This is a genomic window from Pseudomonas sp. GL_093 (assembly GCF_057837605.1).
The window spans coordinates 1,142,516-1,157,448 of the sequence record NZ_CM174448.1; the positions used below are offsets into that span (position 1 = coordinate 1,142,516).

The following is a 14,933-nucleotide window of genomic DNA, read 5'->3' on the forward strand; positions in this document are numbered from 1 at the left end:
GGTCATCATTTTTGGTACAGCGGCTTTTAACCGGCGGCTATCGGGGGGCGTTTTGCCTGAAGTGTCAGCAGTAGCCGATAAAGCTTCAACGCCCGACCGCTGATCAGTCCACAGACAAAACCGGACGCCGATGCCTTGAGCAGCAACATCTCCAAGGTGGCGGCCATTTCCGGGTGAACGTCATCCTGGTAGCCGAAGTAATAGTTCACCGCAAAAAACAGCAGGTAGAGCACCAGGGTTTTTGCTGTGCCCGGCACGATCAGGCCGGTTTGTGGATCATCCAGCTCAATGCCCTTGCGTGGGAAAATCAGCAGCGCCGCGAGGCTGCCCAGGATGACGGCGGTCAACCAGCAACTGACCGATAGCTGCGGATTCAGCGTCAGGTTCAGCGAATAGAGTGACCAGCCCAGCAATATCGGCGCTGTGACGAGCAATGAAGTTTTGCTTTCACGTGTCGGGGACAGGGCTTTGACGCCGAAGTAGCACAGCAGCAGAAATATCGCGTAAACCCACAATGGGGTGTTTTGCAGGGGGTTGAGCATCGCGCAGCGTCCTTGCCGAAAATGGTGTCAGGATATTAGCCGTTGCTGTGGCCCAGGCAGTCGACTATTTCCCCAGCGAATTCAGATTCATCGACCGCACCGCCAATTGCTCGGCCGTTTGCTGATCCACCGCCAACGAAAAGCGGAAGGTCGCGCCGCGTCCGGGAACGTCAATCAGCTGGATCTCGCGGCCATGCAATTGCAGGATCCGGTGCACGATCCGCAATCCCAGTCCGCCATCACGTCGTGCGCCGCCAATGTTGAACGGGCGCAGGAACAGACCTTCGCGCAATTCGGCAGCAATGCCGGGGCCGGTGTCGCTGACGGTCACTTCGATAAAAGCTCCTTGAGGGCGCAGGCTGAGCTCGATTTCTCCCCCTTGCGGGGTGTGGCGCAGGGCGTTGTCGAACAGGTTGGTGAGTACCCGCTCGATCAATCCAAGGTCGGCGCAGGCCGCCGAAACATTGGGTGCGAAGGTGGCCTTGAGTTCGACCTGGCGCGCCTCGGCTGTCAGTTCGAACTTCTGGAAAATGTCCTGCACCAGATCGGTCAGCGAGAAACGCTCCAGCACCGGTTGCACGAAACCATGTTCCAGGCGCACCAGTTCCAGCAGCGATTGCGCCAGTCCACCGACCTTGCGGCTTTGATCCAGCGCGATGCCCAGGTAACGGCGGCGGTCGGCGGGTGACAGCGTGGCGTCCTTCAACGACAAGGTTTCCAGGTAACCGTGCAGCGAGGCGAGAGGCGTGCGCAGGTCATGGGAGATGTTGGCCACCAGTTCGCGGCGTTCCTGATCCTGGCGGGTCAATGAACGCCATTGCTCACCGAGGCGTGCCTGCATCTGCCGGAAGGTGGCGTCGAGTATGGCAATTTCATCGTGGCTGGCGGCTTTTTCCGCCGGGACGGATGCCGGCGGCGTTACCGGAGCACCATCAATGTCGAACTGGCTGACGGTTTCGGTCAACCGGCGCAAAGGTCGGGTGATGAGGGCGAATGCGGTGAGACCGGCAATCAGGCACAGCAACGCCACCAACCCGATGGACAACAGCGCGGTGTTCAGGGCGGCGCTGGTGGCGCCGCGTTCGGCGAAGCGGTCGTGCTCTTCGCTCAGCAGCACCACATAGAGATAACCCACCGGTTTGCCATTGACCTGCAAGGGCGCGGCGCTGAACACTTTGCGGCCATCGACGCTGCGCGGATCGTCGCCGAGAACCGGCAGGGCATCGCCCTTGAGCAGGCGCTGGATCGGCGCCAGATCGACCCGCTCCCGGCGTATCCGACCCTCGGGCGCAGCACTGCCGACAATCCGGCCCTCGGGGTCGAGCAGATAGACCTCGACACTGGGATTGACCAGCATCAGTTGGCTGAACAGGTCGCGCACGGCGTCGGGCATCAGGCCTTTGGTGTCCATCAGCACGGTGTCATGGGCGATGTGCTGGGCCAGATCCCGCGATAACCCTTGCACCACTTCCAGCTCATGCATTTTGTTGGATTGCACCTGCATCCAGGCCGACGTGCCGCAGCACACCAGCAGCAACACGGCGAACACCAGGGACAGGCGCTGAGTCAGGGTCAGTCTCACGGCTGCTCCTCCCTGGGCGCGAATTTGTAGCCTCGTCCCCACACCGTGAGGATGCGCACCGGTTGAGCCGGATCGGCTTCGATCTTTGCCCGCAAGCGGTTGATGTGAGTGTTGACGGTGTGCTCGTAGCCTTCATGGCTGTAGCCCCAGACGGCGTTGAGCAGGTCCATGCGCGAGAACACTTTGCCGGGCTGACGGGCGAAGAAATACAACAGGTCGAACTCCCGTGGCGTGAGGTCGAGGCGGCGACCGTCAAGGGACACATCGCGCGTGATCGGGTCGATGGAGAGGCCGTCCGTGATCAGGCTGCCGGCGTCCATCTTCAGGTTGCGGGCCATGGCGTCGACCCGTCGCAACAGCGCTTTGACCCGGGCCACCAGTTCGAGCATCGAAAAGGGTTTGGCCAGGTAATCGTCGGCGCCGAGTTCGAGTCCGAGAATCCGGTGCACTTCGCTGGAGCGCGCACTGGTAATGATGATCGGTGTGTAGCGGGCCATGGCGCGGGCGCGGCGGCAGATTTCCAGGCCGTCGACGCCGGGCAGCATCAGGTCGAGGATCAGTGCGTCCCAGCTTCCTTGCTGCAGCAGGCGCATGCCTTCATCGCCATCGGCGCAGTGCACCACCTCGAACTGCTCATCACGTAGATGCAGGCAGATAAGGTCGGCGATATGCAGGTCGTCCTCGACCACGAGGACGCGTTTGGTCTGTTCCATCAAGCTCAATCCTTCGGCGCAATGAGCGCATTGTGCGGGTTTTCCGGGGCCTGAGTTATCACGAATTGTTTAACTTCTCGTGAGGATTTGGCGATCAACCCAAGCCTAGGCTGTGTTCCATGACAGGTACCTGGAATTTTCGGAGACGACCATGTTTTCACGGCGACAGTTTCTCGTAGCAAGCGGCGGGCTAGGCGCTGTAGCCCTGGTCATCGGTGTATTGCCAAAATTTGCCGCCAGTTCTGCACTGGTCAGTGATGCCAGCGCGGCGGAGGTGTTCGAGGTGACTCACAGCGACAGCGAATGGCACGCGATGCTCAGCGCCGAGCAGTACGAAATCCTGCGCGAAGAGGGCACCGAACGGGCCTACAGCAGCCCGCTGAACAACGAGCACCGTGACGGTACGTTTGCCTGTGCCGGTTGCGACCTGCCGCTGTTTTCTTCCGCGACCAAGTTCGACAGCCGCACCGGGTGGCCGAGCTTCTGGGCACCGCTGGACAAGGCTGTGGCCACTCGTCAGGACCGCTCCTTCGGAGTGCTGCGCGAAGAAGTCCACTGTCGGCGTTGTGGCGGTCATCTGGGCCACGTCTTCGACGATGGGCCCAAACCCACCGGTCTGCGTTACTGCATGAACGGCCTGGCGATGACTTTTGTGCCGAAGACGGCTTGATCCGCGGGTACTCCCATTCACTCATTTTTGCAGGTCGACGTTATGTGGCTTCTGGTCCTCGCTTATCTCGGTGGTGTGCTGACGATTGTCAGCCCGTGCATCCTGCCGGTGCTGCCCTTTGTCTTTGCTCGCACCGGACAGCCGTTTATGAAGAGCGGGTTGCCGCTATTGGCGGGCATGGCGCTGACCTTCGCGCTCGTCGCCTCGCTGGCAGCGGTGGGCGGCGGTTGGGTGGTGCAAGTCAATCAGTACGGTCGCTGGCTCGCATTGCTGTTCGTTGCACTGTTCGGGCTGACGCTGTTGCTGCCTCAATTGGCCGAGCGTCTGACCCGCCCACTGGTGGCGGCCGGCAGCCGGCTGTCGGAAGCTGCGGGCGCCGATGCCCGGCCGCGTCCCGGCGCTTCATTCCTGATCGGTGTGGCCACGGGCCTGCTCTGGGCTCCGTGCGCCGGGCCGATTCTGGGTCTGTTGCTGACAGGGGCAGCGCTGCAAGGGGCAAGCATCGCAACCACTTTGTTGTTGCTGGCCTACGCCGCGGGTGCCGCAACCTCGCTCGCCGTGGCGCTGCTGCTGGGCGGTAAAGTCTTCGCGGCGATGAAGCGTTCCATCGGCGCTGGCGAGTGGCTGCGTCGAGGTTTGGGCGCCGCGATGCTGGCCGGTGTCGCGGCGATCGCCCTGGGGCTCGACACCGGGATTCTGGCGCGGGTTTCGACGGCGTCCACCGGCGGTATCGAGCAGGCGTTGGTGGGACGGCTGGCCGGCCAATCACCGAACGTTAGCGGGGCGATGATGGCGCAGGTTCCGGCCTCGGGAAGTGCAATGAAAGCGGCTGACAAAACGCCGGGCGCACTGCCAATTGAAGGCAACCTTCCACCGCTGGATGGCGCGGTGCAATGGCTCAACTCGCCACCCCTTACTGCGCAGGCCTTGAAAGGCAAAGTCGTGCTGGTGGATTTCTGGACTTACTCCTGCATCAACTGCCTGCGCACGCTGCCGTATGTGAAGGCTTGGGCCGAGAAGTACCGCGATCAGGGATTGGTGGTGATTGGCGTGCATGCGCCCGAGTTTGCTTTCGAACGAGACGTAGGCAATGTCACCAAAGCCATGAAGGACCTGGGCATCAACTACCCGGTGGCCATCGATAATGACTTCAAGGTCTGGCGAGCTTTCAACAACCAATACTGGCCAGCCCACTATTTTGCCGACGCTCAGGGTCGCATCCGTTATCACCACTTTGGCGAGGGCGAGTACGCCGAATCGGAGCGGGTGATCCAGCAACTGCTGCGCGAAGCGGGTGCCGCGAAGGTCGCGGACGGCCTGATCAATGCCAGTGCCGAAGGTGTTCAACTGGCCCCGGACATGAACGAAGTGCAATCGCCGGAAACTTATGTCGGCTACCAGCGTGCCGAGCATTTCGTGCCTGAAACCAGCCTGGTGCCGAACAAGGTGTCGGCCTATAGCGCTCCATCGCAATTGGCACTCAACGACTGGAGCCTGGACGGTCAATGGAATGTCGGCTCGGAGCGGGCGACTTCAAGCGCGCCGGCCAGTCGCATCGTCTACCGCTTCCATGCCCGCGATCTGCATCTGGTGTTGGGGCCTGGCACTGACGGTAAACCGGTGCGTTTCAAAGTGTTGATTGACGGAAAAGCACCCGGCGATGCCCACGGTACCGACGTGGCGCCCGACGGCAACGGCAGCGTGACTGAACAACGCTTGTACCAATTAGTGCGCCAAACCGATGGCGTGACGGATCGGACCTTCAGCATCGAGTTTCTCGATCCCGGAGTGTCAGCGTATGCGTTTACGTTCGGTTGATCGTCATTCTATTTATTCAGGAATCAGCCTCATGAAAACCCTATTCACCTGGCGCCGCACCCTGTTGGGCTTGGCCGCTGCCGGCGTCATCGGCCAATGCCTGGCGTTCTCTTTCGGTGCGTCGGAAGACGCGGTCATCATTCCTCCCCCCACCCTCGACGAAACCACCCAGGCCCACAACGAAACCGCAGTGTTTGCCGGCGGTTGCTTCTGGGGCGTACAAGGCGTGTTCCAACATGTCAAAGGGGTGAAAAAAGCGGTCTCCGGTTACGCCGGCGGTGCAGCCAACACTGCTCAGTACGAGCGGGTCAGCGGTGGCGATACCGGTCATGCGGAGTCCGTCGAAGTCACCTTCGACCCCCGTCAGGTCAGCTACGGCAGCTTGCTGCAAATCTACTTCTCGGTGGCTCATAACCCTACCGAACTCAACCGTCAGGGACCTGACAGCGGCACTCAGTATCGCTCGGTGCTTTTCCCGGAAAACAGCGAGCAGCAGCGTATCGCCCAGGCCTACATCGCCCAGCTGGACGCTGCCCGTTCGTTCAACAAACCCATTGTCACCAAGCTGGAGACCTACAACGGTTTCTACCCGGCCGAGGAGGAGCATCAGGACTTTCTGACCGAGCACCCGACCTATCCCTACATCGTGATCAACGATCTGCCGAAGGTCGCGCAGTTGAAGCAGCTGTATCCGGATCGGTATCAGGAGAAGCCGGTGTTGGTGAAGGCGGGGATGTGAGAAGTGAAGGGCATAACCCTTACCCCGAAATCACATTCTTGCCCGCGATCTTCGACCGATACAGCGCCTGATCGGCCCTGGCCAGCAACCCGGTCTGTTGTTCTTCGTCAAAGCGCTGAACCACGCCAAAACTCATGGTCACTTGGAAGTCCCCCACTGGCAGCAGGATTGCGAGACCATGGCGGATACCTTCGGCGAGGGCCCGGGCATCGGCGAGAGGTGTATTGGGAAGGATCAGGATGAACTCGTCGCCACCCCAACGCGCGAGCAGATCGCCCTCGCGTACGCAGTGCTTCACGCTATCGATTACCTGCACCAATGCCGCATCGCCCAGCGCGTGGCCATAGTGATCGTTGATGTTCTTGAAGTCGTCGATGTCCATAGCGATCAGCGACAGCGGTTGTCGAAAGCGCTGGGCGCGTTCGCATTCCTGGGGCAGGGCTTTTTCCAGAAGATAGCGATTGGCGATTGAGGTCAGTGTGTCGGTTTCCGCCAGTTTGCGGTTTTCTTCGAGTTGGATTTGCAGTTGCTGATTGACGCGAGACAACTCTCGGGTGCGTTCTTCAACGATCGCTTCAAGGGATTGGTTGCGCCGTTCAAGCGCTTCGTACAGGCGTTTCTTGTCTTCGATGCTGCGGTGCGCGCCGACCATCCGCGCCACCGAGCCGTCGGCATTGCGTGCCAGTACGTAGCCACGGTCTTCGATCCAGGTGTAGCTGCCATCCTGCATGCGGCAGCGATACTCGGCCTGATAGCCGGGGGCGCGCTGATTCAGGTAGTCATCGAACAGCGTCATGACCTGCTGGTAATCGTCGGGATGGATCACGTTTTCCCAGGTCAACACGTTGTTATCCAGGGAATGAGGCGGGTAGCCGAGCATCTCGTACCACCCGGGGTTGCGATAGACGAACCCGGTATTGGCGTTCCAGTCCCAGATGCCGTCGCTGACCAGCTCCAGAATGGTGTGCAGCATGTCTTCGTTCAAATCCTGCAGATTGAACTTCAACGGCTCGATATTCGACGCCTCACCCATCTCCGCACTCCTTGCCGCCCTGATGTCTAAGTGACCCGCCTGTCGAGGAGATTAGTCGATGGCGTATTGAGCCGGCTAGTGCTTGCCCCATCTCTGCAAGGCAAAGTCGACGAAACTACGCAGTTTTGGCAAACGGTAGCGATCCTGGGCATACATCAGGTTCATCGGCCGGCTCGGTGGCAGGTAATTCTGCATCAATGCCACCAGTTTTCCGTCCTTGAGATCCTGCTCCATCAACGCATCAGGCAACACCACGATGCCCATACCGGTTCGCGCCGCTTGATGCAGTCCTGCCGAACTGTTGATCAACATCGGTCCATTGACTGCTACCGCCACTTCGCCCTCGGGACCGGTCAGGCGCCAGTGTTTTTCCACCGACTGCCAGTCATCCCCGGCCGGATAGGCAAAGGATAGACAGTCGTGGTGTTGCAGATCATCAGGTTTCTGCGGTGTGCCTTTGCGCGCCAGGTACTCCGGTGATGCACACATGGTCAGGCTGTAGTCGAGGAGTGGACGGGCGATCAGGTGGGCCTCCTCGGTATTGCCCAGGCGAAACGCTACGTCGAAACCGTTTTCGAGCAGGTCCGGACGGCGATTGGTGAGGACCACATCCAATTTGACGCGTGGACACAGTAGGGCGAAATCACTCAGGGCGGGTGCCAGTTTTTCGGTGCCGAACGTCAGCGGTGCGGTGATGCGCAAGGTGCCGCTCGGTTCATCGAGGGCCTGCTCGGCCAACCGTTCGGAATCGGCCACCAGCCCCAGCACTTCGAGGCAACGCTGGTAATAAGCAGTGCCGAATTCCGTTAACCGCTGGCGTCGCGTCGTACGGTTGAGCAGGCGCACACCCAGGCGTTGCTCCAACGCCCGTAGGTGATTGCCGACCATAGTGGTGGACATTTCGCACTGCAACGCGGCAGCGGTCATGCTGCCGGTTTCCACCACTTTGACGTAAACGGTCATTGCCTGGAACAAATCCATTATCAAGCTCAGCTTTAAAATGATTGAAGTGTTGCAGCGTTTATCTAGCTCAGGTGGCTAACCATACTGCAAAAACACCGACCATTGATGGAGCTTGATGTCATGACCGCCGCCTGCCTGATGACCACTTACCAACCCTTGGCCTTGAGTTTCAGCAAAGGACTGGGCACACGCCTGTGGGATCAGGCCGGTCGTGAATACCTGGACGCGGTGGCGGGCGTGGCAGTGACCAACGTCGGTCACTCCCATCCGAAAATAGTCTCGGCCATCAGTGAACAGGCCGGGTTGCTGTTGCACACTTCCAACCTCTACAGCATCGACTGGCAACAGCGACTGGCGCAGAAACTGACGCAATTGGCAGGCATGGAGCGAGCGTTCTTCAACAACTCCGGTGCCGAAGCCAACGAGACGGCGCTGAAACTCGCTCGGTTGTATGGCTGGCAAAAAGGCATCGAACAACCGTTGGTGGTGGTCATGGAAAACGCCTTTCACGGCCGCACCCTGGGCACCTTGTCCGCCAGTGATGGCCCGGCCGTACGCTTGGGTTTCAACGAGTTGCCGGGGGATTTCGTCAAAGTGCCATTCGGTGACCTCAAGGCGCTGGACAAGGTGCAGCAAGCCCACGGCCCGCGCATCGTGGCGATCCTGATGGAACCGATTCAGGGTGAAAGCGGTGTCCAAATGGCCCCGCCCGGTTACCTGAAAGCCATTCGCGAACTCTGCACTCGGCGTTCGTGGTTGCTGATGCTCGACGAAATCCAGACCGGTATCGGCCGCACCGGCCAGTGGTTTGCCTTTCAGCACGAAGGCATCGTTCCGGACGTCATGACCTTGGCCAAAGGCCTGGGCAACGGCATTCCCATCGGCGCCTGCCTGGCCCGGGGAAAAGCCGCCGACCTCTTCACCCCCGGCAGTCACGGCAGCACCTTCGGCGGCAATCCACTGGCTTGCCGGGTCGGTTGCACCGTACTGGAGATCATCGAAGAACAAGGGCTACTGGAAAACGCCAAGCTTCAGGGCGAGCGCTTGCTGGCCAGATTGCGCATCGAATTGGCGGACGATCCGAATATCCTGGAGATCCGCGGCCAGGGTTTAATGATTGGCATCGACCTCAAACAGCCGATTCGCGACCTGACCCTCATCGCCGCGAGGGATCACGGCTTGCTGATCAACGTGACACGGGGCAAAACCATTCGCTTGCTGCCGCCGCTGACGATTGATGAGCGGGAAGTAGAGATGATTGTGAGAGGGGTTTACCGGGCAGTGAGCGCGGCCTGATACACCATTGAACGCGGAGCGTGGGAACGATCGAATCCGATTTACTCGACATCCCCCGGCACCCAAGTTTTTCTATCCCACCCCCACAGATCTTGTGCGTTGTGACCCCATCGGCCAATCGCGATAGTGAATGCACGGCCCAGGCATCAGCCTCGGCAGCTTCACTCAATCGACGATCCCTTGGAGAACGACCATGAAACTGCATAACAAAGTAGCTCTAATCACCGGCGGGACTTCCGGTATCGGCCTGGAAACAGCCAAGCAATTTCGCGATCAGGGTGCTCATGTGATCGTCACCGGGATCAATCCGGAACGGCTTGAAGCGGCCACTCAGGTGCTGGGCCCGGATGCGATGGTGATTTCGGCAGACCTGCGCAAGACGGCGGATCTGGACAAGGTCATCGCCGCGATTCGCACCCGCTACGATCATATCGATGTGTTGTTTGCCAACGCCGGTGCCGGCACTGCCGCGCCGCTGGAAGCGGTCACTGATGAGCAGATCGACGAGCAGTTTTCCCTCAACTTCAAAGGCATTTTCTTCACCGTTCAGAAAGCATCACCTCTGCTGACAAAAGGCAGCAGCGTGATTCTGACGACTTCATTCCTGAATCGCGTCGGTGCGCCGGGCTTGTCCATCCTTTCCGCCAGCAAGGCTGCCGTTCGCTCACTGGCCCTGACATTGGGCGCCGAATTGGCTCCACGAGGTATTCGTGTCAACGCCATCAGCCCGGGCCCGATCAGCACGCCGTTCCACAGCAAACTGGGCCTGTCAGATGCGGACCTCACCGCCGTCGCGGCAAGTATCGAAGCACAAGTTCCGCTGGGCCGTTTCGGCGAAGCCAGTGAAATTGCCAGCACCGTGGTGTTCCTCGCCAGTGACGATTCTTCCTTCATGACCGGTTCGGAAATCATCGTCGACGGCGGCATCTCGCACTTCTGATCCACGTTCAACCACCGGCTGTCTCGAACTGACAAGCGTACTTTGAAACAACTCTAGAGTTGTTTTGACGATGAATTGTGGGTGTTTCGAGGCAAGCCGGCGGGATTAAACCATCGAATTGAATGTTCAATACTCAGAGGCTCGAATCATGAAAACGTCGAATAGCGTCACCACTCAATACATCGAAGCCGACGGCGTGCGGGTGTTCTACCGCGAAGCCGGCGATATCAATGCACCAGTCATGTTGCTGCTCCACGGCTACCCATCGTCGTCACATCAATACCGTCACCTGATTCCGCTGCTGGCTAAGCATTACCGCGTCATCGCGCCCGATATGCCGGGATTTGGTTTTACCGAAGTGCCTGAATCGCGCGGCTATGTGTACACCTTTGATGCACTGGCCAAGACCCTCGGCGATTTCGTCGATGCGCTGAATCTCAAGCGCTATGCGATGTACATTTTCGACTACGGCGCACCCGCTGGCTTGCGTCTGGCCCTGGCTCATCCGGAGCGCGTGACTGCGCTGGTTTCGCAAAACGGCAATGCGTATCTGGAAGGGCTCGGGGATGCATGGGCGCCGATCAAGACTTACTGGGCCGAGCCGATCGCGGCCAATCGCCAGGTGATTCACGACAATGTGCTGAACCTGGAAGGCACTCGCTGGCAGTACCTGCACGGCGTGGCCAACCCGGATTCAGTGGCGCCGGAATCGTATCTGCTAGATGACTTGCTGATGCAGCGTCCGGGCAACAAAGAGATCCAGCTGGACCTGTTCCTGGACTACGCCAACAACTTGAAGCTTTACCCGGCGTTCCAGCAGTTCTTCCGGGATACGAAGCTGCCGACATTGGTCATTTGGGGTAAGCACGATCCATTCTTCATTCCGCCGGGTGCAGAGGCTTATTCGCGGGACAATCCGAACGCGGTGGTGGAGTTACTCGACACCGGCCACTTTGCGCTGGAAACCCATGTGGATTACATCGCCGAACGGATTGTCGAGGTGATCGGTAACGCGACGCGCTGAATACCTTAAGTAAAAAAAGACCCGAAGGGCTCGCGCCCGACGGGTCATTTTTCGTTGGCCTGGGCCAGTAACCAGGCTTTGAAGGCTTCGGCGGCGGGCGTAGGCTCGATGCCTTCGCGCTGAACGATGTAATACGCCAGTTCGCAGGGCTGAGCCTCACCGAACGGTCGGATCAGTCGCCCGGCCGCCAGATCAGCTGCAACCAGACTGCTTCTGCCCAATGCCACACCATTGCCCGAGATCGCCGTCTGCAACACGGCCGCCGAATCATTGATCTGCAAACCGCGTCCGGCCTCTACCGATCCGTGTCCTGACTGTTTCAACCACACGTTCCAAGTCGGAAACGCAGACGTGCCGCGCATCGAAACATCGTGCAACAGCGAGTGATGTTGGAGTTGTTCAATGCCGGTCAGCGGGTGCTCACCGGTCAGCAGGGAAGGGCTGCACACTGGAAAAAACTCATCACCCAACAGGAAAGTGGTCAGCAGGCCCGGCCATTGACCATTGCCAAAACGAATGCCCAGATCGACCCGCTCGGTGGTGAAATCCACCAGTTTGCCGTTGGTGTCCAGGCGCAATTCGTACTGCGGGTACAGCGCCTGAAACCCTTCAACCCGTGCCAGCAACCACTTGTCGGCAAAGGCTGGCGGCACTGTCACGCTGATGGACGTGGGCGCACCGCCAGCCTTGAGTTTTTCCACCGCCGAGGCGAGAAAGTCGAACCCGGTCTGTAAGTCAGACAACACGGCCCGCGCCTCATCCGTCAGCTCCAGCCGCGCCGGGCCGCTGCGTGAACGATGAAACAGCACGACGTTGTGGGTGTCCTCCAGGCCACGGACCAATTGGCCGATGGCGGCCGGGCTGACGTTCAACTCTTCGGCGGCACGCACGTAACTCAAGTGCCGGGCCGCTGATTCGAAGGCCCGCAGGGCATTGAGGTGGTTCGGAGCTCTCATGGTTCAGGTCCGCAGCCGTGAAAGGGAGGAGCGACATAGTGCTCTCAAATGCGCCAGGTGTGGGGTAGAGAGTTGATGAAGTCGGTCATTTGCGCCCGCTCCATCAGTTGCAGTTTCGAACCGCCAAACCCTTCGAACAGACGCTGATGCGCGGCAAATCCACTGGACTCTTCGCGCGTACGATAGCTGCCGGCCCAGTCGAGCAATGCAATCAACAACTCGTCACTCTTGTCCCGCTGCGCCTCTCGCTGACGAACATTGGCAACACATTCCTCATCTTCAACACACAGCCAGATCAGTGCTGTCGCCCGGGGCAAGAGTTCGCTGATGATCCAGCCGTAAACGCCTTCGATCACCCAGCGCTCTTCACTGGCCACCACCCGTGCCATGCCCAACGCCTCGGCACGGGGGCGGGCGATGCTGTGTTCGTCGGACAACCAGTGAATCGAATCGAGATCGACCCACGGCACTTGCAGGTGCTTGGCCAGTCGTCCGGCCAGCCAGCTTTTGCCGGAACCGGAGTTGCCGATGATCAGGGTTCGGGTGAAGTTCATGAGCGACACCGATCAAATAATGAAGTGGCTACTCCCCTCCGATCGTTCCCACGCTCTGCGTGGGAATGCAGCCCGGGACGCTCTGCGTCCCTTTCGAGAGCTGGAACGCGGAGCGTCCCTTGAGGCATTCCCACGCAGAGCGTGGGAACGATCAGCCTTCAGTCGTCATTCTCAGGCGCAACCATCCGCGTCTTCGGCGAACCGTCCGAGTTGTGCTGATAGATCTCTTGCGGCTGTCCTTTTTCATTAAAGAACACCTGCCCGATCCCCGCCGAATTCCACAGCCGTTCACCCGCTTCAGCATGTTCCGGGACATGCGGAACAATGCGCATGCGTCGGCGTTTGGTCAGCCAATTCAGTGGCGAGCGGGGCGAGTAGAGCCAGCGGTTGAGGCGGTCGAACCACTCGAGCAGTGCGGGAGGGAATTCGTTTTTGATGCCGCTGCTGGTGATCTGCCAGATGCGCGGGCCAGCCTTGCGGTGTCGGATCAGTACTTCGTAGACGAAGGAATAATGCACATCGCCCGACAGCACCACGTAGTTACCGGGCGTGCGCGAGTGTCGGAAAATGTTCAGGATCACCTGGGCCGCGCCGCGATGGGCCATCCAGTTTTCGGCGTCCACCAGCAGGGGATAACCGCACCAACTGAAAACGCGCTGCACGGTTTCGATCAGTTTGACGCCGAAGATCGGAGCCGGCGAAACGATGATGGCCGAAGGGTGATCGAGCAGTTCCTGTTGCAGTTCGCTGAGGGCTTCCCAGTCCAGCAGACCCGATGGCTGTTTGAGGTTCATCTCGCTGCGCCAGCGCCGAGTGCGGGTGTCTAACACGACGATGGCCGGGCTAGTGGGCAGCACGTAATGCCAGTTCTGAAATCTCAGCAGCTCGTCAATCAACCCGTCCTGAATGTCACTGTCGAGGTAGCGGTCATGCCCGGTCGCGCTCAATCCGCCGGCCTTCTTCAGCACAGCGCCGAACGCGTCCGGGTTGTTGCCCCAGCCCTGGCACAGCATGTAAGCAATCAGTGCGTTGCCGATGATGCGCCTGGAGAACGGATGGCCGTAGGCCGTTTCCTCCCATTGCGCGGAAAGATTCCAGTCATCGGTAATATCGTGATCATCAAAAATCATCAGGCACGGCAGGTGCGCGAGCGCTCGGGCGACACCTCCCAGCCCGGCCTTGAAGCCATCGATGCGCGTCTGCTCAAGCGCATAACGCTCGCGTCTTGCAGGTGTCAGTGCCGGTGGTTGCGGGGCGATCAATGTCCAGGGTATTGGCGACCAGACCAGCAGGTACATGGCCATGACTTCGGCGAACGTCACCAGATGGTTGTCGGCACTGCTGCTGGTGAAAATCGGCTTACGCGCCCCGCCGAAAAATCGCTCGCGCAGGGTTTCGTTGCTCTCCAGCGCCGGTAACAAATCCGCACGATGGTAGTAGCTGGCGGGGTGCTCGTAGAGTTTGGCGCTGTCGCTGACCACCGCGCCTTCGAGGTGCTCTTCGAACAGCCCAAGCCGTTTGATCAAGGCATGGATGGCTCGCAGCATCGGCCCCGCGACATCGTCGGCATAAACCTGATCGCCGCTCATCATCAACAGCGCCGGACGTTTGTGTGCGTCCGGCTCGGCCTCCAGCAAACGATCGACGCACAGCAAACCGTCCGGGGCCGGATGGTGAGGTTTGCGGCAGGAACCGTGCAACAGGTGATCGGCCCGTTTACGCAGGACGAAATTTGGGCAACGGGCGTCGCCGTACAGCAAGTGCGGGGCCCAATCGGCGATGCCTGTGCCAGCGTCGTCAATCAGCAGGTCGTATTCGATTAACGTGTCGCAGGGCAGGGCGGCGTCCAGCGACACATCGATCAAATGAACAAAGGCCTGGGTGCCCACCGCAATGACCGTGCACTGACTCGCGTCGAGGTGGATGGCGTCGCGATCTTGCAGACGCAACGTCATCGTCAACGCCCGCGACCCCACCAGCCACATCACCAGCCGTGTGGGCTCCAGACGCCGCAACAGCGGCCCGACCAGGACAGGGGGCAGGGATTGATGATCGTCAGGCAGCGGCAAAGACATGGACATCCGGGTTTTTGGAACAGAGAAG

14 protein-coding genes are annotated in these 14,933 nt (G+C 59.8%); 6 read left to right on the forward strand and 8 right to left on the reverse strand.

Annotation, left to right across the window (positions count from 1 at the left end; genetic code table 11):
• Positions 1-26: 26 nt before the first annotated feature.
• The 3 genes from AC3IUE_RS05040 to AC3IUE_RS05050 form a co-directional block, all read right to left on the reverse strand.
• Positions 27-542, reverse strand: a complete 516-nt coding sequence (locus tag AC3IUE_RS05040) for a hypothetical protein (RefSeq protein ID WP_489265922.1) — start codon at positions 540-542, stop codon at positions 27-29.
• Positions 543-606: 64 nt separating this feature from the next.
• Positions 607-2,124: a sensor histidine kinase gene (locus AC3IUE_RS05045; protein WP_489265924.1), complete on the reverse strand. Its 1,518-nt coding sequence runs from the start codon at positions 2,122-2,124 to the stop codon at positions 607-609.
• Positions 2,121-2,837: a response regulator transcription factor gene (locus tag AC3IUE_RS05050; RefSeq protein WP_489265926.1), complete on the reverse strand. Its 717-nt coding sequence runs from the start codon at positions 2,835-2,837 to the stop codon at positions 2,121-2,123. The genes AC3IUE_RS05045 and AC3IUE_RS05050 overlap by 4 nt, the downstream gene beginning before the upstream one ends.
• Before the next feature lie 151 nt (positions 2,838-2,988).
• Here AC3IUE_RS05050 and msrB point away from each other — a divergent pair, with 151 nt between their 5' ends.
• From msrB to msrA, 3 genes are read left to right on the forward strand one after another with little or no spacing between them, the layout of a single operon-like run.
• A complete protein-coding gene (msrB, locus tag AC3IUE_RS05055) occupies positions 2,989-3,507 on the forward strand; it encodes a peptide-methionine (R)-S-oxide reductase MsrB (protein WP_489265928.1) in 519 nt (172 codons plus the stop codon).
• A gap of 42 nt (positions 3,508-3,549) precedes the next feature.
• Positions 3,550-5,325, forward strand: a complete 1,776-nt coding sequence (locus AC3IUE_RS05060) for a cytochrome c biogenesis protein DipZ (protein ID WP_489265930.1) — start codon at positions 3,550-3,552, stop codon at positions 5,323-5,325.
• A gap of 31 nt (positions 5,326-5,356) precedes the next feature.
• Positions 5,357-6,064: a peptide-methionine (S)-S-oxide reductase MsrA gene (msrA, locus tag AC3IUE_RS05065; RefSeq protein ID WP_489265932.1), complete on the forward strand. Its 708-nt coding sequence runs from the start codon at positions 5,357-5,359 to the stop codon at positions 6,062-6,064.
• Positions 6,065-6,083: 19 nt separating this feature from the next.
• Here msrA and AC3IUE_RS05070 read toward each other — a convergent pair whose 3' ends face one another.
• Positions 6,084-7,097, reverse strand: coding sequence for a sensor domain-containing diguanylate cyclase (locus AC3IUE_RS05070; protein WP_489265934.1), 1,014 nt, complete (start codon positions 7,095-7,097; stop codon positions 6,084-6,086).
• A 75-nt stretch (positions 7,098-7,172) separates the two neighbouring features.
• Positions 7,173-8,078 (reverse strand): LysR family transcriptional regulator, encoded by a 906-nt coding sequence (locus tag AC3IUE_RS05075; RefSeq protein ID WP_489265936.1) that lies wholly within the window; start codon positions 8,076-8,078, stop codon positions 7,173-7,175.
• Between the two features lie 102 nt (positions 8,079-8,180).
• On the opposite strand from AC3IUE_RS05075, the gene AC3IUE_RS05080 reads away from it, so the two are divergent.
• The 3 genes from AC3IUE_RS05080 to AC3IUE_RS05090 all read left to right on the forward strand — a co-directional run bounded on the left by AC3IUE_RS05080 (position 8,181) and on the right by AC3IUE_RS05090 (position 11,320).
• Positions 8,181-9,356 carry an aspartate aminotransferase family protein gene (locus AC3IUE_RS05080; RefSeq protein WP_489265938.1) on the forward strand — a complete coding sequence of 392 codons (1,176 nt, stop codon included), beginning with the start codon at positions 8,181-8,183 and terminating at the stop codon, positions 9,354-9,356.
• Positions 9,357-9,549: 193 nt separating this feature from the next.
• The gene (locus AC3IUE_RS05085; RefSeq protein WP_489265940.1) at positions 9,550-10,296 is read left to right on the forward strand and encodes an SDR family oxidoreductase; all 747 of its coding nucleotides are present in this window, start codon (positions 9,550-9,552) and stop codon (positions 10,294-10,296) included.
• 148 nt (positions 10,297-10,444) lie between these two features.
• On the forward strand, positions 10,445-11,320 hold the full coding sequence (locus AC3IUE_RS05090) for an alpha/beta fold hydrolase (protein WP_489265942.1): 876 nt from the start codon (positions 10,445-10,447) through the stop codon (positions 11,318-11,320).
• Between the two features lie 44 nt (positions 11,321-11,364).
• On the opposite strand, the gene AC3IUE_RS05095 is transcribed toward AC3IUE_RS05090, so the two are convergent.
• The 3 genes from AC3IUE_RS05095 to AC3IUE_RS05105 form a co-directional block, all read right to left on the reverse strand.
• The gene (locus AC3IUE_RS05095; protein WP_489265944.1) at positions 11,365-12,276 is read right to left on the reverse strand and encodes a LysR substrate-binding domain-containing protein; all 912 of its coding nucleotides are present in this window, start codon (positions 12,274-12,276) and stop codon (positions 11,365-11,367) included.
• 44 nt (positions 12,277-12,320) lie between these two features.
• On the reverse strand, positions 12,321-12,830 hold the full coding sequence (locus AC3IUE_RS05100) for a P-loop NTPase family protein (RefSeq protein WP_489265946.1): 510 nt from the start codon (positions 12,828-12,830) through the stop codon (positions 12,321-12,323).
• A 158-nt stretch (positions 12,831-12,988) separates the two neighbouring features.
• Positions 12,989-14,911: an alkaline phosphatase D family protein gene (locus tag AC3IUE_RS05105; RefSeq protein ID WP_489265948.1), complete on the reverse strand. Its 1,923-nt coding sequence runs from the start codon at positions 14,909-14,911 to the stop codon at positions 12,989-12,991.
• Between the last annotated feature and the right edge of the window lie 22 nt (positions 14,912-14,933).